Origin of the sequence: Streptomyces mutabilis, assembly GCF_014649815.1 — a bacterium.
Classification (GTDB): Bacteria; Actinomycetota; Actinomycetes; order Streptomycetales; family Streptomycetaceae; genus Streptomyces; species Streptomyces mutabilis.
The window spans coordinates 281731-295741 of record NZ_BMTT01000006.1; the positions used below are offsets into that span (position 1 = coordinate 281731).

The window sequence follows — 14011 nt, forward strand, 5'->3', positions numbered from 1 at the left end:
GTCGGGACCGCCGACACCGCCCTGCATTTATTTACAGGTAAAACACCTGTTAATCTTTTCTCATGAGCAGTGCGACCCCAACCCCCGGAACCTCACTCGGCCGCCGCCTGTCCCTGACCGGCGTGCTGTGCCTGCGCCGTCCCTCCGAGATCTGGTTCAAGCCCGCACTGAGTTCGGTCGCCGCGGTCGCCCCGCCCAACCTGATCCTGCTGGCCCTCGGCCGCCTCGACCTGGCGATGTACACCATGGCCGGATCCCTGTGTGCCCTCTACGCGCACAACCGCCCCTACGCCGCCCGAGCCCGCGTGCTGGCCTGGGTGGTGCTCGGCATGCTCGGTGGCGTCGCCGTCGCCCTGGTCGCCGCCTCACTCACCCGCAACGCCGTCGTCCTGGTCACCGTCGGCGCCCTGCTGGCCGCCGTCCAGAAGGTCCTGTGCGACGCCACCCGCGTCGGCCCGCCGGGGAACGTGATCCCGACCTTCACCAGCTCCGCCGCTCTGTTCGTCCCGCAGACCTTCGGGCAGATCCCCGTCCATCTGGCCCTGGGCGCCGCCGCGGGCGCCTGGGCCTGGACCGTCGGCATGGCACCCGCCCTCGTCCGCCCGCACGGCCCGGAACGCCGGGCGACCGCCCAGGCACTGAACGCCGCGGCCGCGTACGCCGACACCCGCGGCGCCGGCGACGGCCACACCGCGGCGCGCGCCGCCGGGTACGCCGCCGTGCAGGCCGCCTGGCAGACGCTGCTGGCCCTCCCGGCGACGGGTACCCGCGCCACCACCCGGCGCGCACTGGAACACCTCGTCGTCCGAGCCGAGGTCGCGCTCGCAGCGCCCGCCGACTCGGACCCGGAGCGGCTGCGCGACTGGGCCCGCGCCCTGCGCGGCACCGGCCGGATCCCGCGCACCGGCGCCACCCCGGCCGCCACCGACGAACTCCTCGGCGTTGCCACCGAGCTCGCCGCGCCGTCCGCGCCCCTGTGGCGACGACTGGGCCCCCTGGGCCCGATCGCCCTGCGCACCGCCCTCGGCTGCGCCCTGGCCGGCTACGCCTCCCTCGCCCTCGGTATCGGCCGCCCGTACTGGGCGCTGGTCACCGCCGCCGCCCTCTACCAGGCCAACATGACCCTGACCTGGAGCCGGGCCGTCCAGCGCGTCGTGGGCAACATCGCCGGGGTGCTCCTGTTCGCCGCCATCGCCCCGCTCGCCCACCTCGGACAGGCCCTCCTGGTCCTGTTCTGCCTCGCCCTCAACTTCGGCGCCGAGGCGCTCATCACCCGCAACTACTGGCTCGGCAGCGTCTGCGTGACCCCCATGGCACTGCTCATCACCGAGTACGCCGGCTACCAGCAGCCCGGCGATCTGATCACCGAGCGCGTGGCCGACACCCTCGTCGGAGCCCTGGTCGGCTTCCTGGCCGCCGTGGCCGTCACCAACCGGCGTGCCGAAAGCCGTGTCGGGCAGGCGGTGACCGCGGCCGACCGTGCCCGGGAGCACGCCGCCCGTCTCCTGGCGGAGCCCGACCCCGCCCCCGGTGCCCTGGAGGCCGCCCGCCGGGGCCTGGCCGCCGCGCTCACCGACCTGCGGGCCACCGTCGACGCCGCGGCCGGCGAATGGTGGGGGCGCGCGCTGCCCCAGGAGAGGGTCGTGCTCGCCGAGCAGTCCGGACACCGTACGCTCGCCGCAACGGTGCGACGCCAGGCAGCGCGTCCGGACCGGGAAACGGGCACGAGAACGGAGGACGTACGGCCATGACCGCAACCGACGGGGGATCGGCGACCGGGAGCGACGCGAGGGGCCGACCGGGCGGGGACACCGTCGCCGCGGTCGTACGGCAGTGGCGGGCCGTGCACCCCGACCTCGACACCGGGCCGATGGAGATCATCGGCCGCATCAACCGCTGCGCCGCCCTCCTCCAGCAGGCCGAGGACGCCCCCCTGCGCCGGGCCGGGCTCAGCCGCGCCGAGTTCGACCTGCTCGGCGCCCTGCGCCGCACCGGACACGAGCTCACCCCCGGCGATCTGGCCCGCGAGACCTTCTCCTCGGGCGCCGCGGTCACCAAACGCCTCAAGCAGCTCACCGAACGCGCACTGGTGGAGCGGCGCGGCGACACCCGCGACCGCAGGGTCGCCCACGTCCGCCTCACGGACGCCGGCCGCGACCTCGTCGACGGTATCCTGCCCGAACAGCTCGCCTACGAGTCCGCCGTCCTGTCCGGCGTCGACGGACCCGACCAGGAGGAGCTGGCGGCGCTCCTGGGGACGCTGCTGGCCCGGCTCGAGAGCCGTCCGCAGGCACTGCGGGTCTGACGCCCTCCGGGGCCGCCGGGAGTGCGAGCCGTACCGCTGTGTCCTCCCGTCAGCGCTCGTCGCCCGCGTGGTACACGCCGAACATCGCTCCTTGGGGATCCCGCAGCACCGCGATGCGCGGTTCGTCGGGGGGCGAGGTGGGCTCCATGAGCACGGTGCCGTCGCTGTCGGTCGTGTCGACGGCGGCGGTGTCCACGTCCGCCACGGCGAAGTACGGCAGCCAGTGGGACGGCACCTCGTGCGGGAACTTGTCGTCCATCGTCACCATGCCGCCGAAGTCCGCGCCGTCGATCCCCCACTGCGGGTAGCGGTCCGACGCGGTCACGGTCCAGCCGAACACCGTGGTGTAGAAGTCGGCGGCACGGTCCGGCTCCCGGGTCAGCAGCTCCACCCAGCCGAGCGCGCCGGGCGCGTTGAACAGGCCGGCGCCCGGGAACGACCGCCCCTGCCACAGCTGGAACACCGCACCGCCCGGATCGGCGGCCACCGCGAACCGGCCGGAGTCGAAGACGTCCGTGGGACCCTGCAGGACCGACCCGCCGGCCGCCGTCACCTGCCGCACGGCGGCGTCCGCGTCACGGACCGCGAAGGAAACGTTCCAGGCGACCGGCTGCGCCTGCTGGTACAGCGGCGTCAGTGCGGCGACCGCCGCATCGCCGAGACGGGCGATCGTGTAGCCGCCCGCCTGCTGCCGGGAGTCCGTCTCGGGACGCCAGCCGAACAGCTTGGTGTAGAACCGCTTCGCCGCTTCCAGGTCACTGGTTCCCAGCTCGGCCCAGCAGGGACCGCCGGGCACCGGTTCGTGGAGCTTCATCGCGTGGGGCGTCCTTCCGCTCGGCCGGGACCTCGTCCTCCTCCAGCACGCTAAGGCCGGGTCCGGACCGCGGCCATCCGGGCGGCACCGCCCCGGTGGCCGCCGGTACCGCCCCGGTGGCTCAGATTCCCGGCCGGTAGCGCAGCGGATGGCCCGCCGGAATCTCCACCAGCACGATCTGTGTGCCGTCCGGGTCCGCGATCCACATCTCCACCAGCCCCCACGGCTCCTGGACCGGCGGCCGTACGATGTCGACGCCCTTCGCGCGCAGCTCCTCGTGGGCCGCGGCAGCGTCCTCGACCTGGAGCCACAGCTTGAGGGCCGGTGTCAGGGGAGCCTCGGCCCGGCCGGAGACCTCCAGGAAACCGCCGCCGAGGAAGTACACGGTCCCCCGCTCCGGCCCGGTGCCGAACTCCCGGTGGACGGCCAGGCCGAGCTGTCCGCCGTAGAAGGCCCGGGAGCGGTCGGGGTCGGTGGGACGGAGCAGGGTCCGGCTGCTGAGTACATGCACCATGCGGACCGAGGTTAGCGGCAGCGTTACTCTCTTCGGTACCCCCGCCGCGCCCGAGCACGAACCGGAGACGCCCCCATGGACACCACCACCGGCCGACTGACCTACCGCGACGCCACCGACGCCGACGTGGACGAGATCGTGGCGCTCATAGAGTCCGCGTACCGGGGCGACGCCAGCCGGGCCGGGTGGACCACCGAGGCGGACATCCTCCAGGGACAGCGCACGGACCCGGAAGGCGTCCTGGAGGTGATCAAGTCACCGGACGGTTGCCTGCTGACGGTCGAGCGGGACGGCGTGGTCGTGGCTTGCTGCCAGCTCGAGCACCGTGGTGCGCACGCCTACTTCGGGATGTTCGCCGTCAGCCCGGCGCTCCAGGGCGCGGGCCTGGGCAAGGCGATCATCGCGGAGGCGGAGCGGCGGTCCCGCGAGGCGTGGGACGTCACGGAGATGCACATGACCGTGATCTCCGTGCGCGAGGACCTCATCGCCTGGTACGAGCGCCGCGGTTACCGCCGTACGGGAGAGATGAGCCCGTTCCCGTACGGCGACGAGCGCTTCGGGATTCCGCAGCGGGACGACCTGCAGTTCGAGCTGCTGGTCAAGCCGCTGGTGTGACGCGCGCCCGGCCGCTCGCGGACCGTGCGGCTGGACCTGGCCGCACAGGCCGTAGGCCGTGGAGCGGTCCTGGCCGCTCAGGCCGTGAAGCGGCCGGTGCGCTTGATCTCGGGGAAGTCGGTCGTCGCGCCGTCGAGACCCAGGGCGCGCACCAGGCGCAGCTGGTCCTGGGTGTTCACAGTCCAGGAGAAGACCCTCAGGCCCGACTTGCGGGCCTTCTCGACGATCTCCAGTGTGATCCGGTTGATGTCCAGGCACAGGGCCCCGGCACCGGCCGCCACGGCCCGGTCCACGACCTCGGGACCGTAGTACTGCGCGACCAGCGCGGTCCGCACCCCCGGCACCAGCCGCGCGATCTCGACGATCGCCTCGTCGTGGAACGAGATGACCTCCACCCGGTCCACCAGGTCCCGCCGCAGCATCACCTCGGCGAGCGTGCGAGCGGCCGCCACGTCCTTGATCTCGGCCTGCAACGGCGCCGAGATCGCGTCCAGAACCTCCTCGAAGACCGGGATCCGCTCCCCGCGGCCGGCGTCCAGCGACCGCAGCTCCTCCAGGGTCTTGTCGGCGATCGCGCCCGTGCCGTCCGTGGTGCGGTCCACGTCCGCGTCGTGCATGACCACGAGCGCACCGTCCTTGCTCAGGTGCAGGTCCAGTTCGACGACGTCGAGGCCGGCCTGCTCGGCGGCGACGAAGGAACGCAGGGTGTTCTCGGGTTCGACACCCATCGCTCCGCGGTGACCGATGGTGAGGAAGTTCAAGGCTCGACTCGCTTCCGTAGACGGCGGCGATGGCAGGGCGCAGCCTAACGGCCCTGCGGGACCGTTTCCCCTCTGCCGCGCTGGGTATCCGGAATCCGGCGTCCCACAGGAAAAAGTGCGGTGAACCGTGGGGTGCGGCAGGATAATTTACGGAGACTCCCCTTGAACGGGGAAACCTCGTATGCCTACGGTGTCCCGACGCAAGCTTCTCCAGTGAAGGATGGGACATGACGGAAATTCTTGTGCAGGTGGGTGCGGAGGGGAAGGTTCCTCCGGTGAGCAGGGTGGTTGAGCACCCGGCGTGGCCCGTGCTCAAGGATGCCGTGGAACGCATCCGGCCCTGGCAGTGCAAGGACGGGTCGATCGACTTCGACGCCGAGGGCGCCCCCGAGCGGACCGTCGCCGAGGACGCCGTACGCCGCGTCGCCGGTGCCGTCGAGGAGCTGTCCCCGCTGCTCCCGCACGACCGCGCCTACCACGAGGCACTGGTGCGGGACCTCGGCCGCTGGGCCGACGGCGGCTTCCAGGTGCCCGACTTCCTCGACTCGCTGCTGGCCTTCCAGCCCGCCGCGAACCGCGCGGACGGTCTCCAGCACCTGGTCGTCTTCCCGATGTACACGCAGAACGGCAATCCGGACCGCAACCTCGAGGCGGTCGTCCTGCGCATGGTCTGGCCCGACTGGCTGGCCGAGCTGGAGCGCACCCGCTACGACAACCCGCTCTTCTGCGGCATCACCTTCGAGGACTTCACGGCCGGCTACGACACCAACTCCGCCGTCCTCTTCCCGGAGACCATCGCCGTGCGCGAGGCACCCGAGCGCTTCTCCTGGGGCGGCATCTTCTGCGACCGCGAGGCCGCCCGCTTCCGACGCGTCACCGACGCCGCCGTCGGTATCCTGGGCCTGGAACTGCCCGAGGACGTCGCCGCGATGGTCCACGACCAGAAGCGCTGCGAAGAGGCCTTCGTCCTGTGGGACATGGTCCACGACCGCACCCACAGCCACGGCGACCTGCCCTTCGACCCGTTCATGATCAAGCAGCGCCAGCCGTTCTGGATGTACGGCCTGGAGGAGCTGCGCTGCGACCTCACCGCCTTCAAGGAGGCCGTGAAGCTGGAGGCCGACGGCGTCCCGCAGGCCCGCGACGTGCAGTACGCGGTCCTCTTCGACCGGATGTTCCGCTTCCCGGTCACCGGCGAGCGCGTGCGCAACTACGACGGTCTGGGCGGACAGCTCCTCTTCGCGTACCTGCACAAGCACGACGTCGTGCGCTGGACCGACAACAAGCTCTTCATCGACTGGCAGCGTGCCCCGCAGGTCACCAACCAGCTGTGCGCCGAGATCGAGACGCTCTACCGGGACGGCATCGACCGCCCCAAGCTCGTCCACTGGTTCGCCGGCTACGAGCTGGTCTCCACCTACCTCGCCCCGCACCCGGGCTCGAAGTGGGCCAAGGGCCCCGACGCCCTGGACCTGACCCTGCCGCCGCGCAAACTCGTCGACGACGTGCTCCCGGACGAGTTTCCGCTGAGCATGTTCTATGAGGCCCTGTCCAAGAAGCTGAAGAACGTGATCGCCTCCACCAAGGGCATCACGGCCTCGGCGGACGACGCCGAGCGGGTCGCCGCGTGAGCGACGGCACCGGCGGGCAGGAACAGGCACGGCAACAGGCTCGGGAGGCGAGGACCATGGGGAACGGGGCGCTCGACGGCGCGGTGATCGCGGTGGCAGGGGCGGGCGGACCCGCCGGACGGGCCGCGCTGCTGCGGCTCGCCGAGGCGGGTGCGACGGTCGTCGGCTCGGACAACGACCCGGAGCGGCTGGCGGAGGCGGTCGACGCGGCGCGCTACGCCCACGGCGGCGCCACCGTCACCGGGGAGAAGGTCGACCTGCTCGACCTCGACTCCACCCGCGCCTGGGCCGACCGCATCGAGAAGGACTACGGCCGGGTCGACGGCCTGGTCCACCTCGTCGGCGGCTGGCGCGGCAGCCAGACCTTCACCAAGACCGATTTGGGCGACTGGGACCTCCTGGAGAAGCTGCTGATCCGCACCGTGCAGCACACCTCCCTCGCCTTCCACGAGGCGCTCCAGCGCAGCGACCGCGGCCGCTACGTCCTGATCAGCGCAGCCGGCGCGTCCAAGCCCACCGCGGGCAACGCCGCCTACTCCGCGGCCAAGGCCGCATCCGAGGCGTGGACGCTGGCCATGGCGGACTACTTCCGCAAGGCGGGGGGCGAGCAGGGGCCGACGTCGGCGGCTGCGATCCTGGTGGTCAAGGCGTTGGTGCACGACGCGATGCGCGCCGAGCGCCCCAACGCGAAGTTCGCGGGCTTCACGGACGTCAAGGACCTGGCCGAGGCGGTCGCCGGAGTCTGGGAGAAGCCCGCCGCTGAAGTGAACGGAAACCGTCTGTGGCTGACCGAGAAGCCGTGAACCCCCGGAAGACCGACGCGCGTCGCCACCACGACCCCGATGTCCGCGGTTTCGCCAGTGACAACTACGCCGGCGCGCACCCCGAGGTGCTCGCCGCCCTGGCCCTGGCCAACGGCGGGCATCAGGTCGCGTACGGCGAGGACGAGTACACCGAGAACCTCCAGCGTGTGATCCGCAGCCACTTCGGCTCGGGCGCCGAGGCGTTCCCGGTCTTCAACGGCACCGGCGCCAACGTCGTCGCGCTCCAGGCGGTCACCGACCGCTGGGGCGCGGTGATCTGCGCCGAGAGCGCGCACATCAACGTCGACGAGGGCGGCGCACCCGAGCGCGTGGGCGGCCTGAAGCTGCTCACCGTCCCCACCCCGGACGGCAAGCTCACGCCGGACCTGATCGACCGGCAGGCGTACGGCTGGGACGACGAGCACCGCGCGATGCCGCAGGTCGTCTCGATCACCCAGAGCACGGAGCTCGGCACCCTCTACACGCCGGACGAGATCCGTGCCATCTGCGAGCACGCCCACGCGCACGGCATGAAAGTGCACCTGGACGGCTCCCGGATAGCCAACGCCGCCGCATCCCTGGACGTGCCCATGCGGACGTTCACCAACGCGGTCGGCGTGGACCTCCTCTCCTTCGGCGGCACCAAGAACGGCGCCCTGTTCGGCGAGGCGGTCGTGGTCCTCAACCAGGACGCGGTGCGCCACATGAAGCACCTGCGCAAGCTGTCCATGCAGCTCGCCTCGAAGATGCGTTTCGTGTCGGTGCAGCTGGAGGCGCTGCTCGCCAAGGACCTGTGGCTGCGCAACGCCCGGCACTCCAACGAGATGGCCCAGCGCCTGGCCGAGGGCGTGCGCGCCGTGCACGGCGTGGAGATCCTGTACCCGGTGCAGGCCAACGCCGTCTTCGCCCGGCTGCCGCACGAGGTGAGCGAGCGCCTGCAGAAGCGGTTCCGCTTCTACTTCTGGGACGAGGCCGCGGGCGACGTGCGCTGGATGTGCGCCTTCGACACCACCGCGGACGACGTCGACGCGTTCGTCGCCGCCCTCAAGGAGGAGATGGCGCGCTAGGGGGATGCTGGGGGAGCACCTCATGGATGCAGCAGGCCAAGAACCGTGACGAGGTGCTGCGGGCCATCACCCGCATCCATGCCTCACTGCTCCGTACCTGACCTGACCTCTTACCTGTGCGGCGGGGTCGTGGGTTGGTCGCCTTCTTGTTCCGGGACGTGGTGCTGCCCGTTCTGCGGGCGTGCGGACGTCATGGCGCCGGTGGGCCGGGTGTCCTCTCGTCCGGGAGGACGTCCGGGCCCGGGGCGGGTGGGTTTCGGTGCTGCGGCGGGGCAGGCGGCTGTCGGGCGGATGTGCCGAAAGTCGCGGCGGACACGAGCGGGCGTTCGCGCAGCCGCATGCGCTGGAGGCCGAGCGCCTGCCTGGCGTGCTCCGCGACGGCCGGGCTCAGTGCCGGAATCGCCATGGCCGACTGGGCGATCAGGCATCCGTCGGGCAGCCCGGGATCGGCGATGCACGACGCAGCGGCCGTTCTTGCCGCCGTAGCACGCGGTGTAGCGGTCCAGGCAGCAAGCGGGAGCAGCGTGTCCTTGTCGCCGCGCGAGGAGTAGATCGAGCTGCGGTTCAGGCCGGTCGCCCGCGGAAGCGGCTTGCTAACTGCATAAGTATGCAATCAATCGAAAAAGTATTGACGCTCGGGTGTTCGCTTTCCTATGCTCTGCGATCATGGAGCTGATCCAGAAGACCCCTGACCTCTCCGCCTACCTGGCGGTCGACGAGGCCATCGACCATGACCATCCGCGGGTGCGGGAAGTGGCCGCAAGGCTCGCCAGGGAGGCGGAGGATTCGTATGCCTATGCGCGGCTGGCCTTCGAGCTCGTGCGCGACACCATCCCGCACTCGCAGGACTCCGGCGATCCGCGCGTCACCTGGCGGGCCTCCGACGTCCTGGAGCAGCGCACCGGCATCTGCTACGCCAAGGCCCACGCGCTGACCGCGCTGCTGCGGGCCGAGGACATTCCGACAGCCCTGTGTTACCAGCGCTTCGACGTGGTGCACGGGCTGGTCGCCGTACGGTTCGACGGGGCGTGGCACCGGCAGGACCCGCGCGGCAACAAGCCCGGCGTGGACGCGCAGTTCTCCCTGGGACGGGAGCGGCTGGCCTTCACGCCGGACCGCGAGGCGGGCGAGACGGACTGTCCGGAGCTGTACGCCGCGCCGCATCCGGCCGTGCTGGAGGTCTTGAAGGCGGCCGTCGACCGCCCGCACCTGTGGGCGACGCTCCCGGCCGCGCTCTGAGGCGCGGGATCAGTGCGCCTCGGCGGTGCGCACCTGCTCCGGCGTGGGGGCGGTGCCGCCTAGGTGGGCCGGCATCCACCAGGTGTCGTCCGCGCCCTTCGGGCGTACCGGGTAGGCGCGCTGGGCAGCCTCCAGCAGCTCCTGCACCCGCTCGCGCAGCCGGCGGGTGATGGCGCCCGCATACTGCTCACGGGAGGCCTCGATCGCCTCGCCGACCCGGATCGTGATCGGAATGTGGCTGCGCTTGAAGTTGCGCGGGTGTCCCTTGGTCCACAGTCGCTGCGTACCCCACACGGCCATCGGGACCAGCGGGACACCGGCCTCCTGCGCCAGCCGGGCGGCGCCCGACTTGAAGCTCTTCAGCGTGAACGACTCGGAGATCGTGGCCTCCGGGAAGACCCCGACGATCTCACCGGACCGCAGCGAGTCCAGGGCGTGCGCGTACGCGGCCTCGCCCTGCTTGCGGTCGACCGGGATGTGCTTCATGCCGCGCATCAGCGGCCCCGAGACCCGGTGGCGGAACACCGACTCCTTCGCCATGAACCGCACGAGCCGCTTCTGCGGCAGCGCCGCCAGGCCGTCGAAGATGAAGTCCAGGTAGCTGATGTGGTTGCTCACCAGCACGGCGCCGCCCGAGCGCGGGATGTTCTCCGATCCCTGGCAGTCGATCTTGAGATCCCACACCTTGAACAGGGTGCGGGCGAGACCGATCACCGGGCGGTAGACGAGTTCTGCCATGGGCGGGTCGAACCCTTCCTTGTCGGCCTGGGAAGCGGGCTCCCAGTCGAAAGTTACGCAGCCGTAGGTTTACGGCTTCGTCGCAGATCGTGCCCCAAGAACGGCCGGTGTACCAGCCTTGGTGCCCGTCCGTGGCGAGATCCTCATCACGTCACCGGCCGTTGTGTGGCCGAAACGCGACGGTGGACCGGGAATCTCCATCGGCCCTTGAGCGCTGAAACGCTGGACGAACGGAACAGGTGGCACGTGTGAGGCGTGCCCATGAGTGCCGCCCTCTGGCGGCGGAACGAGGGCGCGGGTGCACGGGCAGGACGACAGGAGTTTCGACCCCCCTCCCGGCCCGCGGCCCGGCGGGTCCGACCCGCGAGGCGGCGTGCCCGGCCGACGGCTCGACGCTGCCGAGCTGGGCGTGGACCTGGGCGCGCGCGCCACGCTCGTGCAGTTCTCCACCGCCTTCTGTGCCCCCTGCCGTGCCACCCGGCGGGTTCTGGGCGAGGTGGCCCGCATGGTCCCCGGTGTCGCTCACGTCGAGATCGACGCCGAGGCCCGCCTGGAACTGGTCCGCGCGCTCGGTGTGCTCAAGACCCCGACCGTGCTGGTCCTCGACGCCGACGGCCGTGTCGTACGGCGTGCCGTCGGGCAGCCACGCAAGGCGGATGTGATCGCCGCGCTGGGCGAAGCGGTGTGACGACCGTCATGCCGACCATGAGGCGTTCTCCACAGCTTCGACATCCCGGGACGTATTTGACTGTGTGTGCCACCCGTCGTCAGCCTGCCCACAGGGCCTCGCTCCCCGCTCCGCGGACCGAGGTGCAACGCAGAAGGACTTCCCCCATGTCGGCCACACCCGGCCTCACCGCGTCGCCGCTCGCCACCGCCGACCTGCTGCGGTCCGTCTTCCGGCGGCACGCGGCGGGCGTCGCGGTGATCACCGCGCGCGGGGACACCGGCCCGGCCGGCTTCACCGCCACCTCCCTCACCTCCGTCTCCACCGAGCCGCCGCTGCTCTCCTTCGGCATCGGTACCGGCTCCTCCAGCTGGCCGACGGTGTCCGAGGCCGAGTACGTCGGCGTCCACGTGCTCGGCGAGCACCAGGAGGACCTGGCCGCCACCTTCGCCCGCAGCGGCGCGGACCGCTTCGCGGCGCCCACGGCCTGGCGTGAGGGCCCCGAGGGCGTTCCGGTACTGGACGACGTCCTCGCCTGGCTCGTGTGCCGGGTGGTCGCCCGCGTGCCCGCGGGCGACCACCGCGTCGTGCTGGCCGAGGTGCTGCTCGGCGACCCCACGGGCGCGGGCCGCCCGCTGCTGTACCACCAGGGGCGTTACAGCGGCCTGCGCGACTGACCGCTCAGCGGGACGGCTTCTGCGAAGCGGTCGAGTTCCGGTTACGCTGCGTTGCGAAGGTCACAGTTCAAAGCGCTTGCTCAGTGGGCATGAACTGGGTGTACTGACGAGTAATATCTCGGGGCGGAGCGCAGGTCGCCCCGCCCGGGATCGGCCGCTTGGGGCGCCTATGCTGCCTGCAAGAGGCAGCACTGAAATGTCGACGCAGTAGGAGAGCCGGCGTGAGCTTGAGGATCGTTGTCACTGTGAAGTACGTGCCCGACGCCACTGGCGACCGGCACTTCGCCGATGACCTGACCGTCGACCGCGACGACGTCGACGGTCTGCTCTCCGAGCTGGACGAGTACGCGGTCGAGCAGGCGCTGCAGATTTCGGAGAACTCCGACGACGACGTGGAGATCACCGTACTGACGGTGGGCCCGGAGGACGCGAAGGACGCGCTGCGCAAGGCGCTGTCCATGGGCGCGGACAAGGCGATCCACGTCGAGGACGACGACCTGCACGGCACCGACGCCATCGGCACCTCCCTGGTCCTGGCCAAGGCGGTCGAGAAGGCCGGCTACGACCTGGTGATCTCCGGCATGGCCTCCACCGACGGCACCATGGGCGTCGTTCCGGCGCTGCTCGCGGAGCGCCTGGGTGTGCCGCAGGCGACGCTGCTGTCCGAGGTCTCGGTCGAGGGCGGCATCGTGAAGGGGCGCCGCGACGGCGACGCCGCCACCGAGCAGCTGGAGGCCTCCCTGCCGGCGGTCGTGTCGGTCACCGACCAGTCCGGCGAGGCCCGTTACCCGTCTTTCAAGGGCATCATGGCGGCCAAGAAGAAGCCGGTTCAGTCCTGGGACCTCTCCGACCTCGACATCGACGAGGACGAGGTCGGTCTGGAGAACGCGTACACCACGGTCGAGTCCGCGACCGAGCGCCCGGCGCGCACCGCGGGCACCATCGTCAAGGACGAGGGCGAGGGCGGCAAGCAGCTCGCCGACTTCCTCGCGGGCCAGAAGTTCATCTGAGCTCCGGATTCGCCGACCGCCCCTCACATCTCGCAAGCAGGAGAGAAGAAGTCCCATGGCTGAAGTTCTCGTCTACGTCGACCACGTGGACGGTGCCGTCCGCAAGCCCACCCTGGAGCTGCTGACCCTCGCCCGCCGAGTCGGCGAGCCCGTCGCCGTCGCCCTGGGTGCCGGTGCCGCCGACACCGCCGCCGCCCTCGCCGAGCACGGCGCGGTGAAGGTCCTGACCCACGAGGCCGCCGAGTACGCCGACTACCTGGTCGTGCCGAAGGTGGACGCCCTCCAGGCCGCCGTCGAGGCCGTCTCCCCGGCCGCCGTGCTGGTCCCGTCCTCCGCCGAGGGCAAGGAGATCGCCGCCCGCCTGGCGCTGCGCCTGGGCTCGGGCATCATCACCGACGCCGTCGACCTGGAGGCCGGTGACGAAGGCCCGGTGGCCACGCAGTCGGTGTTCGCCGCCGCCTTCACCACCAAGTCCCGCGTTGCCAAGGGCACCCCGGTCATCACGGTCAAGCCGAACAGCGCGGCCGTCGAGCCGGCCCCGGCCGCCGGTGCGGTCGAGGCCCTGTCGGTGTCCTTCTCCGCCGCCGCGACCGGCACCAAGGTCACCGCGCGCACGCCGCGCGAGTCGACCGGGCGTCCGGAGCTGACCGAGGCCGCGATCGTGGTCTCCGGCGGCCGTGGCGTCAACGGCGCGGAGAACTTCGCGATCATCGAGGCCCTCGCCGACTCGCTCGGCGCGGCCGTCGGTGCCTCGCGTGCCGCGGTGGACGCCGGCTGGTACCCGCACACCAACCAGGTCGGCCAGACCGGCAAGTCCGTCTCGCCGCAGCTGTACATCGCCTCCGGCATCTCGGGCGCGATCCAGCACCGCGCGGGCATGCAGACCTCGAAGACGATCGTGGCGATCAACAAGGACGCCGAGGCCCCGATCTTCGAGCTGGTCGACTACGGCGTCGTCGGCGACCTCTTCGACGTCGTCCCGCAGCTCACCGAGGAAGTCAAGTCCCGCAAGGGCTGAGCTTCCCCGTCGGAATCCCGGCCGAGGCCCCCGCGACCCTCCGTGGTCGCGGGGGCCTCGGCGTCTGCGCAGGATGGTGTTGACCGGTGGGAGGCCGACAGATAACTTCGCTGTGCGGATTATCGATTCCGTTCAGCGGAAAAATGGAACTC

Annotated in this window: 15 protein-coding genes and 2 pseudogenes; 11 read left to right on the plus strand and 6 right to left on the minus strand. The window is 71.2% G+C overall.

Going from position 1 to position 14011, the window contains the following annotated elements; all coding sequences use genetic code 11:
* The first annotated feature begins 62 nt into the window (after window positions 1–62).
* Together IE142_RS16160 and IE142_RS16165 are read left to right on the plus strand one after the other, a co-directional pair.
* Window positions 63–1751: an FUSC family protein gene (locus IE142_RS16160; protein WP_191886418.1), complete on the plus strand. Its 1689-nt coding sequence runs from the start codon at window positions 63–65 to the stop codon at window positions 1749–1751.
* Window positions 1748–2305 (plus strand): MarR family winged helix-turn-helix transcriptional regulator, encoded by a 558-nt coding sequence (locus IE142_RS16165; RefSeq protein WP_043375754.1) that lies wholly within the window; start codon window positions 1748–1750, stop codon window positions 2303–2305. Before IE142_RS16160 ends, IE142_RS16165 begins: the two co-directional genes overlap by 4 nt.
* 49 nt (window positions 2306–2354) lie before the next feature.
* On the opposite strand, the gene IE142_RS16170 is transcribed toward IE142_RS16165, so the two are convergent.
* Both IE142_RS16170 and IE142_RS16175 read right to left on the minus strand, forming a co-directional pair.
* On the minus strand, window positions 2355–3119 hold the full coding sequence (locus tag IE142_RS16170; RefSeq protein ID WP_191886419.1) for a VOC family protein: 765 nt from the start codon (window positions 3117–3119) through the stop codon (window positions 2355–2357).
* Window positions 3120–3240: 121 nt separating this feature from the next.
* Window positions 3241–3633, minus strand: a complete 393-nt coding sequence (locus IE142_RS16175; protein WP_191886420.1) for a VOC family protein — start codon at window positions 3631–3633, stop codon at window positions 3241–3243.
* Between the two features lie 75 nt (window positions 3634–3708).
* On the opposite strand from IE142_RS16175, the gene IE142_RS16180 reads away from it, so the two are divergent.
* Window positions 3709–4248 carry a GNAT family N-acetyltransferase gene (locus IE142_RS16180; protein WP_191886421.1) on the plus strand — a complete coding sequence of 180 codons (540 nt, stop codon included), beginning with the start codon at window positions 3709–3711 and terminating at the stop codon, window positions 4246–4248.
* Between the two features lie 77 nt (window positions 4249–4325).
* Here the strand turns inward: IE142_RS16180 and IE142_RS16185 are convergent, their stop codons facing one another.
* On the minus strand, window positions 4326–5009 hold the full coding sequence (locus IE142_RS16185; RefSeq protein WP_191886422.1) for a glycerophosphodiester phosphodiesterase: 684 nt from the start codon (window positions 5007–5009) through the stop codon (window positions 4326–4328).
* A gap of 227 nt (window positions 5010–5236) precedes the next feature.
* Here IE142_RS16185 and IE142_RS16190 point away from each other — a divergent pair, with 227 nt between their 5' ends.
* The 3 genes from IE142_RS16190 to IE142_RS16200 are packed head-to-tail and all read left to right on the plus strand — an operon-like array spanning window position 5237 to window position 8510.
* The gene (locus tag IE142_RS16190) at window positions 5237–6640 is read left to right on the plus strand and encodes a DUF6421 family protein (protein ID WP_191886423.1); all 1404 of its coding nucleotides are present in this window, start codon (window positions 5237–5239) and stop codon (window positions 6638–6640) included.
* A gap of 56 nt (window positions 6641–6696) precedes the next feature.
* Window positions 6697–7443: an SDR family NAD(P)-dependent oxidoreductase gene (locus IE142_RS16195; protein WP_100049481.1), complete on the plus strand. Its 747-nt coding sequence runs from the start codon at window positions 6697–6699 to the stop codon at window positions 7441–7443.
* The gene (locus IE142_RS16200; protein ID WP_191886486.1) at window positions 7440–8510 is read left to right on the plus strand and encodes a threonine aldolase family protein; all 1071 of its coding nucleotides are present in this window, start codon (window positions 7440–7442) and stop codon (window positions 8508–8510) included. The genes IE142_RS16195 and IE142_RS16200 overlap by 4 nt, the downstream gene beginning before the upstream one ends.
* Window positions 8511–8622: 112 nt before the next feature.
* Here IE142_RS16200 and IE142_RS38755 read toward each other — a convergent pair.
* Window positions 8623–8836: pseudogene (locus IE142_RS38755) on the minus strand (NF041680 family putative transposase); the annotation flags it as partial.
* Between the two features lie 2 nt (window positions 8837–8838).
* Window positions 8839–9096 (minus strand): annotated as a pseudogene (locus IE142_RS36675) (TetR/AcrR family transcriptional regulator); the annotation flags it as partial.
* 80 nt (window positions 9097–9176) lie between these two features.
* On the opposite strand from IE142_RS36675, the gene IE142_RS16205 reads away from it, so the two are divergent.
* Window positions 9177–9749: a transglutaminase-like domain-containing protein gene (locus IE142_RS16205; protein WP_191886424.1), complete on the plus strand. Its 573-nt coding sequence runs from the start codon at window positions 9177–9179 to the stop codon at window positions 9747–9749.
* A gap of 9 nt (window positions 9750–9758) precedes the next feature.
* Here the strand turns inward: IE142_RS16205 and IE142_RS16210 are convergent, their stop codons facing one another.
* Complete coding sequence (locus IE142_RS16210; RefSeq protein WP_191886425.1) at window positions 9759–10487, minus strand: lysophospholipid acyltransferase family protein; 729 nt, start codon at window positions 10485–10487, stop codon at window positions 9759–9761.
* 373 nt (window positions 10488–10860) lie between these two features.
* Between IE142_RS16210 and IE142_RS16215 the strand changes: the two genes are divergently transcribed.
* From IE142_RS16215 to IE142_RS16230, 4 genes are all read left to right on the plus strand, one after another.
* The gene (locus IE142_RS16215; RefSeq protein ID WP_043375774.1) at window positions 10861–11175 is read left to right on the plus strand and encodes a TlpA family protein disulfide reductase; all 315 of its coding nucleotides are present in this window, start codon (window positions 10861–10863) and stop codon (window positions 11173–11175) included.
* 146 nt (window positions 11176–11321) lie between these two features.
* Window positions 11322–11831 (plus strand): flavin reductase family protein, encoded by a 510-nt coding sequence (locus IE142_RS16220; RefSeq protein WP_191886426.1) that lies wholly within the window; start codon window positions 11322–11324, stop codon window positions 11829–11831.
* A 221-nt stretch (window positions 11832–12052) separates the two neighbouring features.
* On the plus strand, window positions 12053–12841 hold the full coding sequence (locus IE142_RS16225) for an electron transfer flavoprotein subunit beta/FixA family protein (RefSeq protein ID WP_191886427.1): 789 nt from the start codon (window positions 12053–12055) through the stop codon (window positions 12839–12841).
* A gap of 55 nt (window positions 12842–12896) precedes the next feature.
* A complete protein-coding gene (locus tag IE142_RS16230; protein WP_191886428.1) occupies window positions 12897–13859 on the plus strand; it encodes an electron transfer flavoprotein subunit alpha/FixB family protein in 963 nt (320 codons plus the stop codon).
* Window positions 13860–14011 lie beyond the last annotated feature (152 nt).